A 16,305-nucleotide genomic window follows, 5' to 3' on the forward strand; every position below is an offset into this window, starting at 1 on the left:
GACATGCGCTGTGTGTCTGATCTTAGTGTTACCTTATCCTCGCTTTTTGTCCAGCCATCCGTGCGTTGTACAACAGAAACATCAGCTTAGCCCCAGGAAAAGAGTCGCACACTGACAACACGCAAGAGTGGTGAGGATTGCGGCACTTGCGGCAAAATGGCGTTCATTGCAACTTATGCCGTGAAGCAATGTTCGGTGCCGAACGTTGCGCGATTTGACACAGGCGGTACACTACTGGTTTTACCGACAGCGGCTCGCCCGTTTTTTCTGCATGCTAGCTATCCTCGAACGCATTGACCCCAACTCCAGCAATATCGACTTGCTGGTGGAATTATTCAACTCACTGCGTCCCAAGCGCTCCCACGACAGCGCCACAGCGATCGCCAACGTGCGCACCCTGCGCCAGCTTCTCAAAGGTAACCCCGCGCAAGCGCGCGCCCTGCACGAATACGTGCTGCGCGTGCTGGCCGCGCGCCGCCACGCCAGCCTCTACACGGACATCGGCGTGCTGTCGAACAATGGCTTTTTCACGGAATTGAAACGCCGCATCGCCTACCGCATGCTGCCGCCCGCGCTGGGCGACGAGTACCTGAACGACGCGCTCGACCAGGTGCTGTACCTGAAGACCGATTATGTGTGGATCAGCAATGTGCCCGCCACGGAATGGCTGGAACTGTTCGACGTGCTCACCAGCGACGACATCGAACTGGCCGTCGGCGATGGCAATATCATGCTGCCGGGCATGCTCGACGCCATCCGCACCCTGTCCTACCGCGTCTGCGCCATGGGCCTGGAACCGGAATTGACGCGTTTCCACAATGAAATCGAAGTGTTCCAGTCGCCGTTCATGGTGCAGAACACGGAAGTGAATGCCTACCTGGACGCCTACACGAATTTACTGCACGGCAATATCGAGCACATCGAGGACGCACGCCATTTGCTGGTGATGCTGGACCAGTGCGACGCCGTCATCGCCAAGATCCGCAAGAAGGCGCTGTACCAGGGCACCAGCATTCCCCTCACGTATTTACTGGTGGCACTGGCGCAAAGCATCGACCGCCTGCGCAAGCTGCTGTTCCTCGTCGACACGAGCGGCGAGCTGCCTGCATCAAGCACGGTGGACATCGCCGCCATCACGGTCGACGCCACGCAAGACTTGCTGCACCCGCGGCCCGTCAGCCGCCGCCGCGCAGGCGCCGTGGGCCTGGCGCTGGAACTGATACGCGCGCATAACCACAAGTACAAGGTCAGCGACCTGTTTTCCGACAATATCAACTTGCTGGCGCGCAATGTGACGGAAAACGCCAGCCGCACGGGCGAACACTACATCGCGGAAAGCCGGCGCGAGATGGGTGCCATGTTCCTCTCGTCCGCAGGCGCGGGCGTGATCATCGGCTTCATGGCGCTGTTCAAGATATTGATGTCGTATTTGCGCTCGGCACCGCTGGTCGAAGCCTTCATGTTCAGCATGAATTACTCGATCGGTTTCATGTTCATCCACTTGCTGCATTTCACGGTGGCCACCAAGCAGCCTGCCATGACGGCGTCGCGCATCGCCGCCGGCCTGCACAGCAAGGATGGACGGAATATCGACCTCGACAGCATGGCTGAACTGATCAACAAGGTCTTCCGCACGCAAAACATGGCCGTGCTGGGCAACCTGGCGACAGCCATTCCCACGGCCTGGCTGATCGCGCTGGGCTACAAGGCGATTACCGGGCACAACCTGGTGACGCCGGAAAAGGCCATGCACTTGCTGCACGATATAGACCCCATCGGCAGCCCCGCCATCTTCTATGCCATGATCGCCGGCGTGTGCCTGTTCGTGGCCGGCCTGATTTCGGGCTACTATGACAACCAGGCCCTGTACACGCGCTGGGCGCAGCGCATCGCGCAAATGCGCGGCCTGGGCCGAGTGATCGGCCAGGAGCGGCTGCAGCGGCTGGGGCTGTATTTGGAAAATAACCTGGGCGGTCTGATGGGTAACTTCTATTTCGGTATCCTGCTCGGTTCCATCGGCACCCTGGGTTTCCTGATCGGCTTGCCCATCGATATCCGCCACATCACCTTCTCGGCCGCCAACTTCGCGACCGCCCTGGTGGGTCTCGACCACAATATGAGCTGGCAACTGGCCGTCAAATCGCTGTCGGGCATCTTCGCCATCGGCACGGCCAACCTGCTGGTCAGTTTTGGTTTGGCCCTGTGGGTGGCCCTGCGTTCGCGCCAGGTGCGCTTCAAGCACGGCATGCAATTGTTAAAGATTCTGGGCAAGCGCTTCCTGAAGTCGCCCATCGTCTTCTTCTTCGGCTCGAAAAACCCGCCCCCTCTGGCACTGGTAGACGAGTCGGCAAACCTGTCACTGACGACCAAGGCTCAAAAATGACCAACCGGCGCATGCAATCCTGCCTCACCGCCCTACTGCTGTGCTGGACCCTGGCTGCATGCGCCTCGCTGCCCAATGTCAAGAACCTCAACACCACATTGGCCCCCGTAGCCAGGCCCAAGGTCATCACAGGCAAGGGCGCCGTGCTGAACGTCAACAGCCGCGCCGCCCTGCTCAACAAGCGCTGGGCCAAGTCCGGCATGGATTTGAAAACCCAGGCAGCCCTGGAAGAAGCGGCCACAGGCGTGCCTTTGATCAAGGGGAACAAGGTGACCCTGCTGTTTGACGGCCCGCAAACCATGGCCGCCATGTTCCAGGCCATCAGCGAAGCGAAGAACAGCATCAACCTGGAAACGTATATCTTCGACCAGGACCCGCTGGGCCTGAAGTTCGCCGACATGCTCATCGAAAAGCAGCAATCGGGCGTGACGGTCAACGTCATCTACGACAGCGTGGGCACCATCGGCGTGCCGCAAGCGTTCTTCGAGCGCATGCGCGCGGCAGGCGTGCACCTGGTCGCGTTCAACCCCGTCAATCCGGCCAAGCTCAAGGGCGACGACTGGAAGATCAACAACCGCGATCACCGCAAGGTGCTGATTGTCGACGGCAAGACGGCGTTTACGGGTGGCGTCAATATCAGCGATACCTATGCCAAGAGCTCGCTGTTCCGCTCCAAGAACAAGTCCGCCGACAAGAGCGACGTGGGCTGGCGCGATACGCACGTGAAAGTGGAAGGCCCGGCCGTGGCCGCCTTCCAGTGGCTGTTCATCCGCACCTGGGCACAGCAAGACCAGGCGGACTTGCCCGACGCCAATTATTTTCCTATCCTGTCGGAAGTGGGCGACAAGCTGGTGCGCGTGGTGGCAAGCGAGCCGGATGGCGGCTTTGAAATCTACAAGGCGTATATTTTAGCCATTCAGGAAGCGAAGAAATCCATCCACATCACCTCCGCCTATTTCGTGCCCGACCAGCAAACGGTGGACGCCCTGGTGGCGGCCGCCAAGCGGGGCGTGGACGTGACCGTGGTGCTGCCCGGCGTGTCCGACAGCGGCCTGGTGTTCCATGCCGGGCACGCGCTGTACGACCAGTTGCTGGCCGGCGGCATCCGCATTTTTCATTTAAAACTGGCCGTGCTGCACGCCAAGACGGCCGTCATCGACGGTGCCTGGTCGACCGTGGGCTCGACCAACATCGACATGCGCAGCTTCCTGCATAACAGCGAACTGAATGTGATCGTGCTGGGCGACAGTTTCGGCCGTGAAATGGAAAACGCCTTCCAGGAAGACTTGCGCGACTCGGAAGAGATCACCAAGGCGAAATGGGAGACGCGGCCCATCTCGGACCGCATGAAGGAGTGGGCCGCGCGCTTCATGAATTACTGGTTATAAGACACAGGCAGACACAGGCGCGTGCGCCGGCAGATCGGAGCAGGTCGGCTTACAGTGGCCGCAAGCTGGCCCACACCCCGCCCTGGCGCTCAAACGCCTCCGTGCTGACCTTTTCAAAGTCGGCACTGTCTTCATTCCAGCTGTAGCGTTCGACGCGGATGCAGCTGTCGTCGATGCGGATGACATTGAACGAATTCGACTCGCCCCTGCCCCGCGTGGACGTGGCCGTGCCCGCCTGCACCATCAGGGCGGCGTAGCCGTCGATCTTGTAGCGTGCCGAGGTGTCGCCTGCATGGCTGGCGTGCAAATGGCCGGCCAGCAACAGGTCGACGCCACATTCGGAAAACATGTGCAACGCCAGCGGCGCGCGCTCGACCAGCTCATTCTTGTCGAAATGCTCGGGCAAGTCAAAGGGATGGTGCGTGACGATGATGCGCGTCAAGCCGGGCGGCAAACGACCCAGGCGTTCACGCAGGAAAGCAATCTGTTCGTGACTGATGCGGCCATCCTTGAACGTCAGCGAGCGGGCCGTGTTGATGCCCAGCACGGCGATTTCCTCGTCCACATATTCGGGCGACAAATCGTCCGTCACATGGCGCCGGTACTTCACCAGCGGCGTTACAAAGCGGGAAAAAACGTTGTACAGGGGCACGTCATGGTTGCCCGGCACGATGATCTGCGGCCCCGGCAAGCTGTCGAGAAAGTGCCGCGCCTGCTGGAATTGCGCGCTGCGGGCGCGCTGGGTCAGGTCGCCCGACACCACCACCACATCGGGTTCCAGGCGCTCGACCAGCGCACGCAAGGGCGCCAGCAGGGCAGGATCGACCCGGCCAAAATGCAAGTCGGACAAATGCACGAGGGTACGCATGAGCTACTCCTTGACTGGCGCTGGCACGATCACGTCCAGCGCGGCGGGACGGATGCGGTACTGCAGCGGCGTATTCATGACGCTCACTTCGCCATCGGTGGCCACGCGCAGGCGGCGGTGGTGCGTGGCGATTTCCAGGTCATTGGCCATCAGCATGTCGAAATCCTTGGCTTGCGACAGCTTGCCGAACAGCGCGTGCAGTGCCAGCTTCAGCAAGCCCAGGCGGCCCGGACGCTGCGCCACGTATAGGCTCAGCTGGCCGCCATTGAGCCGCTCGCGCTCGCCGATATTCAAGCCTTCCATCAGATATTCATTATTGCCGATGAAGACGAAAGGCGTGCGTCGCGCATGCACGGTGCCCTTGAGTTTCAGCTGTACGCTGAGAAAGGGATAGCGGCGCAGCGCGGCCAGCAGCGCCCAGCTGAAGGCCAGCCACTTGCCCCGTCCCAGCCGGCGCTGCTGCTTTTCGCGGTCGCGCACGATGTCCGGATACAGGCCCAGGCTGGAATTGTTCAGGAAGATGCGGCCATTGACTTCGCCCACGTCCACCTGGTGGCGCACGCCCTGCGCCACGTTGGCAATCGCCGCATCGAGGTCGAGCGGGATATTCAAATCCTTGGCGAAATGATTCAACGTGCCCAGTGGCAAGACGCCAAACGGCGTGCCGCTGCCGACAACGACGGATGCCACGGCATTGATGGTGCCGTCGCCGCCACCGGCCACGACAATGGGCGCGCCATCGCGCAGGGCTTGCTCGGCCGTGGCGATCATCTCGGCGCCGCTCTGCGCCAGCGTGATGGCGGCGTCGAGTCCCACGGCGGCAAAAGTCGCTTCAAGCTGCTGCGCCCAGTCGGGCGCATAGCCGCAACCGGCGCCCGCATTGATGATGACTGCTATCTTGCTCAGGATCGTTTCCCCTTATTTGGTTTGCCGGATATGCCGGCGGCGGCGCAGGGTCGACACGCCGGCGATACAGATGGCCAGCCAGCCATAGCTTTCCGCCATCGCCGCCAGCACATCGCTCAGGTAATGCGCGCCCAGGTAGATGCGGCTGAAGCCCACCAGCGCCGCCATCAGGAAGGCGCCCAGCGCGATGGCGATGCGCTTGCCCCAGGCGCCGGGCGCCGTCTGGCAAATCAGGTAGGCGGCCAGCAAGCCGTACAGGGCTGTCGAGGTGGCCGTGTGGCCACTGGGAAAGCTGTACGTGCTCAAGGCCGTCTGCAGGATGGGCTCGTCAAAACTGGGCCGCGCGCGGACAAAAATGTACTTTAGCAGCAGGTTCAAAAACATGACGCCCGGCATGGTGATGAGCAGGGTAAACAGCCAATAGGTGGCGCCCTTGCGGTGCAGATACCAGCCCAGCAAGGTCGCCAGGGTGATGGCGCCGATCACGCCGTGCATATGCGTGACGACCAGCAGGCAGCTGGTGATCCACGGCACGGCATGCTGGTTGAACCAGTGCGCCACCTGCAGGTCGATCACCGTGATCCGGGCCATGCCCATGACGGCTTCGGCGATCTCGTGAAACACCACGATGGCGGCCAGCATCAAGGCCAAGCCGACCGTCATATGCAGGCCCAGCTCGCCCTCGGGCGACAGGCGCGCCTCGACGAAGCGCTGCAGTTTTGCGGTCCAGCCCGTGGTCATGCCCATGTCATTTTTTTCTTGCAAACTCATCTCTCTTTCATGTTCCTGCTGATGGTCAAAAAAACCACAGCAGCAAAAAAATACTGTTTATTCATACAGTAGCTGTGTTTTCATACAGTAGTTATGCTATTCTGATGACTCGTTCAACACATCTCCCTCAAAGGAATTGTCATGGCAACATTGAATAGCGGTTTTGGCTCACGGTTCGGCCTGGAATACGCCCCAAGCTCTTTCCTCGTCCGCATGGGCAAGCGCGAAATCCTCGTTTGCCGCGACTTCCGCAAGCGCTACTACACCGTCAATCCCTTGATCGAGTGCGGTACGGGCATCGAGCCGGGCTATGTTGAAGTGCTGCTGATGCGCCGTTGGCTGTTGATCTTATCTAAAGCGCATTAAGGTCACCTTAACCGCGTAGCGGTCTAGGTGCTCCGTCCGGCCCCGCCGGGAACGCCTCAGTACCGGCCAGCGGCAACAGCGCTGGCCGACCCTTCACTACTGTGTGCGTTCCGGCGCGGCCGGGCTGGCAGGTGTCTCAGCAGCTGCGTCGGCAAGTTCGTTGGCAGGCGGTACGCGGTCAGACACATTGGCTTCGTACCACAGCGTTACGAACAGCACCATCACGACGGGGCCGATGAACAGACCGACGAGGCCCAGGGTTTCCACGCCGCCCAGAATACCGAACAGCACGGCCAGGAAGGGCAAGCGGGTGGCGTTGCCGATCATGCCGGGGCGCACGAAGTGGTCAGCCACGAACAGCACCACGGTGCCCCACACGGCAACGCCGATGGCGGCGCCCACATTGCCCTGAAAGACCAGCAAGGCGGCCGCGCACAGGTAAGCGAGCGGCGCGCCAAACGGGATGATGGCCAAAATGCCGGTGGCGAACGCCCACAGGGCCGGCGACGGCAAGCCGGCGATAGCGTAGGCGAAGCCGATCAGCACACCTTCGGCCAGGCCCACCAGCACGAGCCCATTGACGGTGGCGCGTATGGCCATGGGAATCTTTTGCGCATAGCGCCCCCAGCGTTCGGGGCGCAAGAAATGGCTGCCGACAGCCGTGATCTGGCGCGTCAGCGCTTCGCCATCCTTGTAAAAGAAAAACAGGCATAAAAACGCCAGGCCGAAATCGACCAGGCGGTGGAAGACATCCGCGCCCAGCACCTTGAGCATGTCGCGCGCGGAATGAAAGCCCCCCACGGCACTGCCCGCAAAGAAGTGGCCGATGCCGTGGGGCTGGCTCAGGGTGGCTAGCCACCAGTCGCCGACGGTGCTGCCCGCCAGCGGAATATGCGCCACCCAGTCCGGCACGGGCAAGCCATCGGTATTCGCATGCACGATGAAATTGGCCAGCACCGGCACTTCGCGCGCCGCCTGCGCCACGCCGAACAGCACGGGAATGATGAAGATGCAGGCAAACGCCAGGGTCAGCACGGCCGCCGCGATGATGGTGCGCTGGCCCAGTGCCGCGCGCACGCGCCGGTACAAGGGCCAGGTGGCCACGCACAGGATGCCGGCCCACACGAGCGGCAAAAAGAAACGCTGCATGACGAAGGCCGTCACGGCGATCAAGGCCAGGGAAAAGCCTGCGCTGACAATGTCGCGCTGGGTATCGCTCATACCACTCCATTCGTGCCCCGCACCGGGGACAGGGACGGGGCTTGGTTACGCGCCAGTTGCGCAGGCGTAGCGTAACACGGCGGCATGGCAATTTATACGAGGCCCAGCTCCACCGGCTTGACGCCGGCAAACACGTGATCGAGTTGCGCCGGCGTCAAGCCGAACGTGCGGCGCAGCAAACCACCGAGCACGGCGCGATATTCATTGAGCACCGGCATGTCGCGGTTCTGGAACAAATTCGCCTGCGAAATCGCCACTTGCTCACCCGCCACCTGCTTGCCCTTGAGCCCGCCGCCCAGTACCCAGAACACGCTGCCGTGGCCGTGATCCGTGCCACGGTTGCCGTTTTCGCGGAAGGTGCGGCCAAACTCGCTGACCACCACCACAACGGTATTGCGCCAGGCACTGCCCATTTCCTGCGAAAACGCCGCCAGGCCCCGCCCGAGCTCATCGAAGCGCCCCGCCAGGTAGCCGTTGGCGCCACCCTGCCCCACGTGCGTATCCCAGCCACCCACATCGACGAAACCGAGATTGTATTTATCCTTCATCAAGCGGGCGATGCGCTGCGCTTCCAGTTCAAAACCCTTGGTACTGATGGCGTTGCGGTTGGCCGCCTGCATTTCTCCCGTCAATTCCCGGCTCACATCCTCGCGCACGGCAAAGCCCGCGCTGACGGGTTGCTGCAAGGGCGTGCCTTTGTACATGGCGGCGATGAGCTGGCTTTGACGCGCATCGATGCCCGACTTGCCCACGGAGCGCAGCCCCATGTTCGGCACTTGCACGCCGCCCTGGAAGATCAGGGGCAACTGGTCCGTGAACGAAATGGCGTGATTGCTGCTATTGAGGCTTTGCGCCAGCCGGTTCAAAAAGCCCGAGCGGAAATCGCGGCGCCCGCCCAGTTCCTGTCCCAGTTCGATGCTGTCCTGCGTCTCGAAATGGCTGCGCGTCAAATCGGTCGTGCCCGCAAATGGAATGAAGGCCGCCTCGCCACCGGTGAACATGGGGTAGACGGTCTCGCGCAAGGAAGGATGCAGGGCCCAGTCGCTATTCAGGGGCAGTGCGCCGTTTTCCGCGCCCGGCCTGGCAATGGCGATATTCGGCCGCGATGCATAGTAAAAATCACTGCCGACCGGCACCAGCAAGTTGTTCGCGTCATAGCCGCCCCGCAAGAAGACGAACAGCAACTTCGCATCCGTGGCCGGTGCGGCCAGCAGACTGCCCGCATGGGACAACAAGGGCGCGGCGGCCATGGCTTTCAGCAAGTCACGACGATTCATGGTGATTCCTTTCAGCGGTGCATCATTTCGGGGGAAGAAAGAAGAAATGTATTCCACTCCTGCGGTGAGGCGGCCTGCTCCAGGGCCTGGCGCGTGGCGGGGCTCAAGCCTGGCTGCAGCGACTGGAAATACAAGGCGCTGGCCAGCTGGGGAAAGGCCATTTTTTCCTGCGGCTGCGGGCCCTCCGTCTTGAACAGGCCGGCGCTGCCCGAACCGATGGTGCGGGCGATATCGAAGCGCGTCGTCATCTGCCCTGGGCTGGCCCAGGAGGCGTCCGTCAGTGGATAGCCGTCCGGCGTCTGGCGTCCGTACAGTGGCTGGCCCATGCGCGAGAGCCAGTTCAGCATGGGGCCGGCATTCAGGATGGGCTTATCGTCATAGCTGAGGCGCACGGCCGACACCACGTAATGCATGGGATCCTTGAATTTCTTGCCCAGCGATTGCCTGAACTCGTTGCTGCTGAACAGGGTCTGCAATACATCGGCGATCATGCCATCGCTCTGCTGGAAAGTGGCCGCCATGCGCGCCACCAGCGGCGCGGGCGGATTATCGCCGACGAAATACTGGGCCAGCTTGCCGCTGATAAAGTGCGCCGTGGCGGGACTGCGGCTGAGGCGATCCAGCGCTTCGTCGAGCTCGGCCAGCCCCCTGCCCTTGACCGTTTTCCCAAGGAATTGCTTATCGCCGTAATCGTGACGGTTCGGATTAAATTCGAACAAGCCCTGGCGCACGTACTGCGACTGCAAGGCGGGCTTGACCTTCGGCGTGTCCGCTCCCAGATTCACCCCGACGCCCGTCAGGATGCGCGCCAGCTCCTGCACATCCATCTGGCTATAGCCGCCATTCACGCCCAGCGTATGCAGCTCCATCAGCTCGCGCGCATAGTTTTCATTGATGCGTTTGGCGGCGTTGGCTTCATTGTCCAGGTAGCGCAGCATGGCAGGATGGTGGACGGTAGCGCCCAACAAGTCGCGGAATTTCCCCAGGACATGAGGCGCGATGGCATTCGCCTCGTAATCGCCCACCATGGCGCGCAAGTTGTGCTTGCCCTGATGCACGCTGAAATGGTTGAGCCAAAACCAGCTCAGTTGCTGCTGCAACTGGTTTGGTGAATACACATCGAGCAACAGCGAGCGCGTGGCCGCCTCGCGCGCCAAGCGGTTGAGTTCCTGCTGATAGTCCTTTTGCGCCTGCCGCTTCGCCATGTCGTCCATGACAGCGCTCGCCTCCTTGCGCTTTTGCTCGACGGACATGACGAGTTGATCGAGCGGCACCTGGCTGATGGTCATGGCATCGATTTGCGCGGCGATGGCCGGCGGCAAGACCGCTTTTCCTGGATGCAACTGCGCCTGCAAGTATGCGTTCCAACCTTGCGCCTGTACCTGGCGCACGCTGCCCCCGTTCACGCCCCAGCTGACCCGTTCCAGCATGGCGACGGCTTGCGCCGGACTGGTCTGCGGGCGATGGTCGGCCTGGACCGCAGGTTCGGTTGCCGCACAGCCGGCCAGCAAGAGCAGGGAAATCAAGGTCGTCGGCAATAATCGGTTCGGTGTCATGGCGGTCCTTCAAGCGGTTTCATGCAGAATGCTTGAGGGTACGCCCAGCTTGAACTGCGCATGATTGCCATTTGCAACGAGTTGTAATCAAGTGCGAAGGTTCGCCAGCCGAGCTCGCGCGGGCGCGGGGACATTACTAATGAACAATCCCGGATAAAATATGAGCGTGAGTATGGCGTCTTGCCATAGCAGCTGCGAATGACCTCTCGACTCAGCCATTATTCATACCATCCATCCACATTCAACATGAAATGAAAATATTATTCATCGTCACACTTGGCATGTTATCGCTCGTTCAAACGCCCGCATCCTTGGCGGATAATCTCAATGGAAAGACTCTCTACGTACAGAGATGTGCCATATGCCACGGAACAAATATCAAAGGCACAGGAGCATTGGCGAATAAAAGCAATCCGCCCACGCCGGATCTGACAACAGCCGCTTTCAAAAAGCGCCTCAAGGACTATCCGGGCGTGATTGTATCCTCGGTCATACTGCGTCCGAATGGCGATTTGATTCCAAGGACCTTGAAAGAGAATGGCGTCAAGATCGCGCCATATGCCTGGCGGGTGCAGGATTTTCGCGATTTGAATCAATACATGAGCAGCGTGATTTTAAAAAAATCCTGACTGTTCAGCCCCTATGCCGGCAAAAGCTTGATTCGCCAGCCATCCTGTCGCGCTAACTGCTGAGATCTGCCCTACGGCTAAAGAATCAGCCTTTGTTTTGGTATAGGTCCCAGCGATTTCCGTAGAGATCCTCAAAGACCACGACGGTCCCGTACTCTTCCTGCCGCGGTTCCTCACAAAAGTGCACACCTGCGGCCTTCATGGCGCCATAATCCCGCCAAAAATCGTCGGTGTGAAGGAAAAGGAAAACCCGCCCGCCGCACTGATTGCCAATAAATTCCTGCTGCCTGTCGCTCGAGGCACGCGCCAACAAAAGCTGACAGTCGCTATCCGGGTTCGGCGTGACAACCACCCAACGTTTCCCTGCTTGTGGCGTATCTTCGACCACCGTAAATCCAAGTTTTTCTGTGTAGTACTCGATCGCCCGATCGTAATCGTCGACGACGATGGCCACATACCCCATGCATCTTTTCTGCGTTCTCAACTTACATTCCTTCCATTTTGGGATCAAGCTCCCATTCACCCGAATTTACCATAACAGCTGCGACAGGCAGCGCCTCAACGCTTCTGTGCGCGATTGTGGCACCGAGGCGCCCTGTCGAATGGCTGACGGCCCGAAAACCACTGAGTTCACTGCTGAGCAGTCATAAAAAATCGATGATATTGAGATCCATGGCGGGCACCCCACGCGCGGGAACAATCGCCGCTCTATCAGGCTGTCTCAATAACTGAGCACACTTGTCGCGCAGGAAATCGCGCAGCTGCAGCACCAGCGGCGTCACCTGCGCCCGGTGCATGCACACCAGGTGCAAGGGCGCAGCTTCGCCCGCCACGTCGGGCAACAACGCTTGCAGGCGGCCGGCGGCCAGGTCGCCAGCCACATCGAGCCGCGATTTGCAGGCAATGCCCAGGCCTGCCACGGCCCAACGGCGCACCAGCTCGGCATCGTCGGCGCTGCGGTTGCCGCTCACCGACACCGTCACTTGCTCGCGCTGGGGCAGGCGGTAAAAGGTCCAGCGGTCGTGCAAGCCGTCTTCCAGCGCGAAGCGCAGGCAATTGCGCTGCGACAAGTCTTCCAGCGCCAGCAGGGGACCGTGTTCGCGCAGGTAAGCGGGAGACGCCACCAGGACTCTGTCGTTGGCGGGTGCAATCGGCATGGCGATCATGCTCGAATCGTCTTGCTGGCCATAACGGATAGCCACGTCGACTTGCTGGCGCACCATGTCGGCCACCCGGTCGCTGACGCTGAGCTGGTACTGCAACTTGGGATGGCGCGACTGGAATTCGTCCAGCCAGCCCAGCATCAGGTTGCGGCCCAGGTCGGAGGGCATGGCAATTTTCAAGGTTCCGCCGAAACTGTCCTTGCCGGCCAGCAGTGCGTCGTGGCCTGCGCGCAGCACGCGCAAGGCGACGCGCGCATGTTCCAGGTATTGCGTGCCTTCCGGCGTCAAGCTCAGCGAACGCGTCGTGCGGGCCAGCAGGCGCAAGCCCAGTTCCGCCTCCAGGCGCTTGACGGCGGCGCTGGCCAGCGCGGGCGAAATGCCGATCTCGCGCGCGGCCGCCGACAAACTGCCCCGGTCGGCCGTGTACACAAATACCTGCAAGTCATCGAGTCGCAGCAATTTTCAGCATTCCTTTGAAAGTGTTTCGGTACGCGCCCCCTGTTTCCGGGCAGGCATTGCCGCCATCATACGGTATCCATTCAACGAGGAAGCATATGAAAGCCATCGCCTACCACCACAGCCTGCCCATCACGGATGCCGACGCCCTGCTCGACATCGAGCTGCCCACGCCCGTCGCAACGGGGCGCGACCTGCTCGTCGCCGTCAAGGCCATTTCCGTCAACCCCGTCGACACCAAGGTGCGCAAGAACCGCGCGCCGAAAGTGGGCCAGCCGGAAGTGCTGGGCTGGGATGCGGCCGGCGTCGTCACCGCCGTCGGCCCCGACGTGAGCTTGTTCCAGGTGGGCGACAAGGTCTGGTACGCGGGCGCCATCAACCGCCCGGGCAGCAACAGCGAATTCCAGCTGGTCGATGAGCGCATCGTCGGCCACATGCCGGCCAGCCTCGATTTCGCCCCGGCCGCCGCCCTGCCCCTCACTAGCATTACCGCCTGGGAATTGCTGTTCGACCGCCTGCAGCTCAGCGGCGACAAGCGCCTTGCGGGCAAGTCCCTGCTGGTGATCGGCGCGGCCGGCGGCGTCGGCTCCGTGCTGGTGCAGCTGGCGCGGCAGTTGACGGGCGTGACCATCATCGGCACGGCCTCGCGCGCGGAAACAGCCGACTGGGTCAGGCAATTGGGCGCCCACCACGTGATCGACCACAGCCTGCCGCTGGCGGGGGAAATTACGCGCCTGGGCTTGCCGCCTGTCGACTACGTGATCAGCCTGAACCAGACCGACAAGCATTTCGAGCAGATCGTGGAACTGATCGCGCCGCAGGGCAAGTTTGCCCTGATCGATGATCCCGAGCACATCGACGTGCGCAAGTTCAAGGGCAAAAGCGTGTCCCTGCACTGGGAGCTGATGTTTACCCGTTCACTGTTCCAGACGGACGATATGGTGCAGCAACATGCCTTGCTGGAGGAACTTGCGCAGTTGGTGGACGCCGGCGTCATCAAGACCACCCTGGCCGAGCGCTTCGGCACGATCAACGCGGCCAATTTGAAGCGCGCGCATGCCCTGCTGGAGAGCAACGCCGCCAAAGGGAAAATCGTGCTGGAAAATTTCCAGTAATCAGGTGATCAAAATGGCCCGGAAATCGTTGACATTCGTCAAGGTCGGGCCCGTGATCACACTATCTCCCAGCGCCTGGAAGAAGCCGTGGCCATCGTTGTTGTCGAGGCTATCGCGTGGCTTGATTCCTTGCGACGAGGCGCGCTGCAGGGTGTCCGGTGCCAGATACGCGCCGGCGATGTCTTCCTGGCCGTCGACGCCATCCGTGTCGCCGGCCAGCGCGTGAATGCCCGGTGCGCCGTCGAGTGCGATGCCCAGCGCCAGCAAGAATTCCACATTGCGCCCGCCGCGCCCTTTGCCGCGCAAGGTGACCGTCGTTTCGCCACCCGACAGCAGCACGCACGGGGCAGGAAACGGCTGGCCCCGCAAGGCCGTTTGCAGCGCAATGCCAGCCATGACTTTCCCCACGTCGCGCGCCTCGCCTTCCAGGCTGTCGCCCAGGATATACGGCGTGATGCCGGCCGCGCGCGCCACGCCAGCGGCCGCTTCGAGCGCCATCTGCGGCGTGGCGACCAGAGTAGTACGCGTGCGCGCCAGGCGCGGGTCACCGGGTTTCACGGATTCGCCGCGCCCGCTTTCCAGCGCGGCGCGCAGGCTGTCCGGCAAGTCCAGTCCATAACGGCGCACGATGGCCAGCGCATCTTCGCAGGTGCTGGCGTCGCCCACCGTGGGGCCGGAAGCGATGTCGCCCAACTTGTCGCCAGGCACGTCGGAAATGGCCAAAGTGATGACTTGGGCCGGATGGCAGGCGGCCGCCAGCCTGCCGCCCTTGATGGCGGACAAATGGCGGCGCACGCAATTCATTTCGCCGATGGTGGCGCCCGACGCCAGCAGCGCGCGGTTCAAGGCTTGTTTGTCTTCCAGGCTGATGCCATCGAGCGGCAGGGCCAGCAGCGACGAGCCGCCGCCCGAAATCAAACACAGCACCGTGTCGTCTACCTGCAAATTGCCCACCAGGTCGAGCATGCCCCGCGCCGCCTGCATGCCGGCAGCATCCGGCACGGGGTGCGACGCTTCCACGATCTCGATGCGCTCGCACGGCACGGCGTAACCGTAGCGCGTCACCACCAGCCCGGAGAGCGGCACGGGCCAGTGCTGTTCCACGGCGTGCGCCATGGCGGCCGACGCCTTGCCGGCGCCGATGACGATCAAACGCCCCTTGGGCGCGGGCGGCAGATGGGGCGGTATGCAGTGCGACGGTTGCGCCGCCGCAATGGCAGCATGGAACATGGCTTGCAGCAAGGCGCGCGGCGCTGGGGTCGTCGTCATTTTATTTTCTCCGGGGTCCGTTCCCGATCATAGCAGGGCCGCCGCTGCCCGCGCCAGCGGGTGCCAAATTGCTTGGCAGCTAGAATGGCGTCTTGAGCACATCACAGGAATGCCATGAACGACGCCATCGAATGGAGCAGTCTCGCCCGTAGCTTCGGGCTGTTTACCGTCACTGCCGTGGCCGAACTGCTGGGCTGCTACCTGCCCATGCTGTGGCTGAGCAACAAGGGTAGCGCCTGGCTACTGTTGCCGGCCGCCATCAGCCTCCTGGTCTTCGTGTGGCTGCTGACCTTGCATCCAGCCGCCAGCGGCAGGGTGTATGCCACGTACGGCGCCATCTATATCGCCACCGCGCTGGGCTGGCTGTGGCTGGTGGATGGCATCACCCCGGCCTGGACCGATATCGCCGGCGTGGGCCTGGCCCTGGCTGGTGCTGCCGTCATTGCCCTGGGCCATAAAGCGGCATGATATGCGTCAGGCGGCATGCGCGCGGAAGTTCGTTTCCGCCGACCACATCGCGCTGGCACGGGCCAGCAACACGGCTTCGCCATCGGCCAGCCAGTCGTCGGCATCGGCGATCTTCCACATGGTTTGCAGCAGCTTGCGGCGCAAGTCCGGGTCATCGATTTCTTCGAGCAAGCTGTCGATCACGTCATTGGCCAGTTGCACGGCGCCATGCACGGTCGAGGTCAGCATGTCGTCGCACAAGTCTTGCAGCAATTGCTGGAAGGCGACCGGCGCCAGCTCGATATGCTCGAGGATCTTGCTGCGGTGCATCGCTTGCAGCTCGGCGCTGGCCAGGTTGCCATCGACCACCATCATCAGGGCCAAGATACGTCCCGCTGCCTGGGGACTGTTCACTTCATAGGTACGCATGATTTTTTACTTTCTCGGTTAATTAAATAAAGAGCGCGCCACCGCCCTGCGGGGCGCGCCG

At 61.7% G+C, this 16,305-nt stretch carries 16 protein-coding genes; 6 read left to right on the forward strand and 10 right to left on the reverse strand.

Annotated features, from left to right (window positions below):
• Nucleotides 1-271: 271 nt before the first annotated feature.
• On the forward strand, nucleotides 272-2,383 hold the full coding sequence (locus K0F85_RS12635; protein ID WP_219116340.1) for a site-specific recombinase: 2,112 nt from the start codon (nucleotides 272-274) through the stop codon (nucleotides 2,381-2,383).
• Nucleotides 2,380-3,771 carry a cardiolipin synthase gene (gene cls, locus K0F85_RS12640; protein ID WP_219116341.1) on the forward strand — a complete coding sequence of 464 codons (1,392 nt, stop codon included), beginning with the start codon at nucleotides 2,380-2,382 and terminating at the stop codon, nucleotides 3,769-3,771. Before K0F85_RS12635 ends, cls begins: the two co-directional genes overlap by 4 nt.
• Nucleotides 3,772-3,820: 49 nt before the next feature.
• On the opposite strand, the gene K0F85_RS12645 is transcribed toward cls, so the two are convergent.
• Genes K0F85_RS12645 through K0F85_RS12655 form a run of 3 tightly spaced genes read right to left on the reverse strand, consistent with a single transcriptional unit; the run spans nucleotide 3,821 to nucleotide 6,316 of the window.
• On the reverse strand, nucleotides 3,821-4,639 hold the full coding sequence (locus K0F85_RS12645; RefSeq protein WP_219116342.1) for a metallophosphoesterase: 819 nt from the start codon (nucleotides 4,637-4,639) through the stop codon (nucleotides 3,821-3,823).
• Nucleotides 4,640-4,642: 3 nt separating this feature from the next.
• Nucleotides 4,643-5,545 (reverse strand): diacylglycerol kinase family protein, encoded by a 903-nt coding sequence (locus tag K0F85_RS12650; protein WP_219116407.1) that lies wholly within the window; start codon nucleotides 5,543-5,545, stop codon nucleotides 4,643-4,645.
• 12 nt (nucleotides 5,546-5,557) lie between these two features.
• Nucleotides 5,558-6,316 carry a phosphatase PAP2 family protein gene (locus tag K0F85_RS12655; RefSeq protein WP_257572727.1) on the reverse strand — a complete coding sequence of 253 codons (759 nt, stop codon included), beginning with the start codon at nucleotides 6,314-6,316 and terminating at the stop codon, nucleotides 5,558-5,560.
• A 141-nt stretch (nucleotides 6,317-6,457) separates the two neighbouring features.
• Between K0F85_RS12655 and K0F85_RS12660 the strand changes: the two genes are divergently transcribed.
• Nucleotides 6,458-6,682 (forward strand): hypothetical protein, encoded by a 225-nt coding sequence (locus tag K0F85_RS12660; protein ID WP_010396348.1) that lies wholly within the window; start codon nucleotides 6,458-6,460, stop codon nucleotides 6,680-6,682.
• Nucleotides 6,683-6,778: 96 nt separating this feature from the next.
• Here the strand turns inward: K0F85_RS12660 and K0F85_RS12665 are convergent, their stop codons facing one another.
• The 3 genes from K0F85_RS12665 to K0F85_RS12675 all read right to left on the reverse strand — a co-directional run bounded on the left by K0F85_RS12665 (nucleotide 6,779) and on the right by K0F85_RS12675 (nucleotide 10,736).
• Nucleotides 6,779-7,903 carry an AI-2E family transporter gene (locus K0F85_RS12665; RefSeq protein ID WP_219116343.1) on the reverse strand — a complete coding sequence of 375 codons (1,125 nt, stop codon included), beginning with the start codon at nucleotides 7,901-7,903 and terminating at the stop codon, nucleotides 6,779-6,781.
• A 92-nt stretch (nucleotides 7,904-7,995) separates the two neighbouring features.
• A complete protein-coding gene (locus K0F85_RS12670) occupies nucleotides 7,996-9,180 on the reverse strand; it encodes a DUF1501 domain-containing protein (protein ID WP_219116344.1) in 1,185 nt (394 codons plus the stop codon).
• 11 nt (nucleotides 9,181-9,191) lie between these two features.
• Nucleotides 9,192-10,736, reverse strand: coding sequence for a DUF1800 domain-containing protein (locus K0F85_RS12675; RefSeq protein ID WP_219116345.1), 1,545 nt, complete (start codon nucleotides 10,734-10,736; stop codon nucleotides 9,192-9,194).
• A gap of 251 nt (nucleotides 10,737-10,987) precedes the next feature.
• Here K0F85_RS12675 and K0F85_RS12680 point away from each other — a divergent pair, with 251 nt between their 5' ends.
• Nucleotides 10,988-11,365: a cytochrome c gene (locus K0F85_RS12680; protein WP_219116346.1), complete on the forward strand. Its 378-nt coding sequence runs from the start codon at nucleotides 10,988-10,990 to the stop codon at nucleotides 11,363-11,365.
• Nucleotides 11,366-11,450: 85 nt separating this feature from the next.
• Here K0F85_RS12680 and K0F85_RS12685 read toward each other — a convergent pair whose 3' ends face one another.
• Nucleotides 11,451-11,828, reverse strand: coding sequence for a VOC family protein (locus K0F85_RS12685; RefSeq protein ID WP_219116409.1), 378 nt, complete (start codon nucleotides 11,826-11,828; stop codon nucleotides 11,451-11,453).
• A 181-nt stretch (nucleotides 11,829-12,009) separates the two neighbouring features.
• Entirely contained in the window at nucleotides 12,010-12,987 is a 978-nt protein-coding gene (locus K0F85_RS12690; protein ID WP_257572729.1) for a LysR family transcriptional regulator, read from the reverse strand.
• A gap of 95 nt (nucleotides 12,988-13,082) precedes the next feature.
• Between K0F85_RS12690 and K0F85_RS12695 the strand changes: the two genes are divergently transcribed.
• Complete coding sequence (locus tag K0F85_RS12695) at nucleotides 13,083-14,099, forward strand: zinc-binding alcohol dehydrogenase family protein (protein WP_219116347.1); 1,017 nt, start codon at nucleotides 13,083-13,085, stop codon at nucleotides 14,097-14,099.
• Here K0F85_RS12695 and K0F85_RS12700 read toward each other — a convergent pair whose 3' ends face one another.
• A complete protein-coding gene (locus K0F85_RS12700; RefSeq protein ID WP_219116348.1) occupies nucleotides 14,100-15,368 on the reverse strand; it encodes a glycerate kinase in 1,269 nt (422 codons plus the stop codon).
• 114 nt (nucleotides 15,369-15,482) lie between these two features.
• Between K0F85_RS12700 and K0F85_RS12705 the strand changes: the two genes are divergently transcribed.
• A complete protein-coding gene (locus K0F85_RS12705) occupies nucleotides 15,483-15,836 on the forward strand; it encodes a YnfA family protein (RefSeq protein WP_219116349.1) in 354 nt (117 codons plus the stop codon).
• A 6-nt stretch (nucleotides 15,837-15,842) separates the two neighbouring features.
• On the opposite strand, the gene K0F85_RS12710 is transcribed toward K0F85_RS12705, so the two are convergent.
• Nucleotides 15,843-16,244: a TerB family tellurite resistance protein gene (locus K0F85_RS12710; RefSeq protein ID WP_257572730.1), complete on the reverse strand. Its 402-nt coding sequence runs from the start codon at nucleotides 16,242-16,244 to the stop codon at nucleotides 15,843-15,845.
• Nucleotides 16,245-16,305 lie beyond the last annotated feature (61 nt).

This window comes from Janthinobacterium sp. UMAB-56 (assembly GCF_900095265.1).
GTDB lineage: Bacteria > Pseudomonadota > Gammaproteobacteria > Burkholderiales > Burkholderiaceae_D > Janthinobacterium.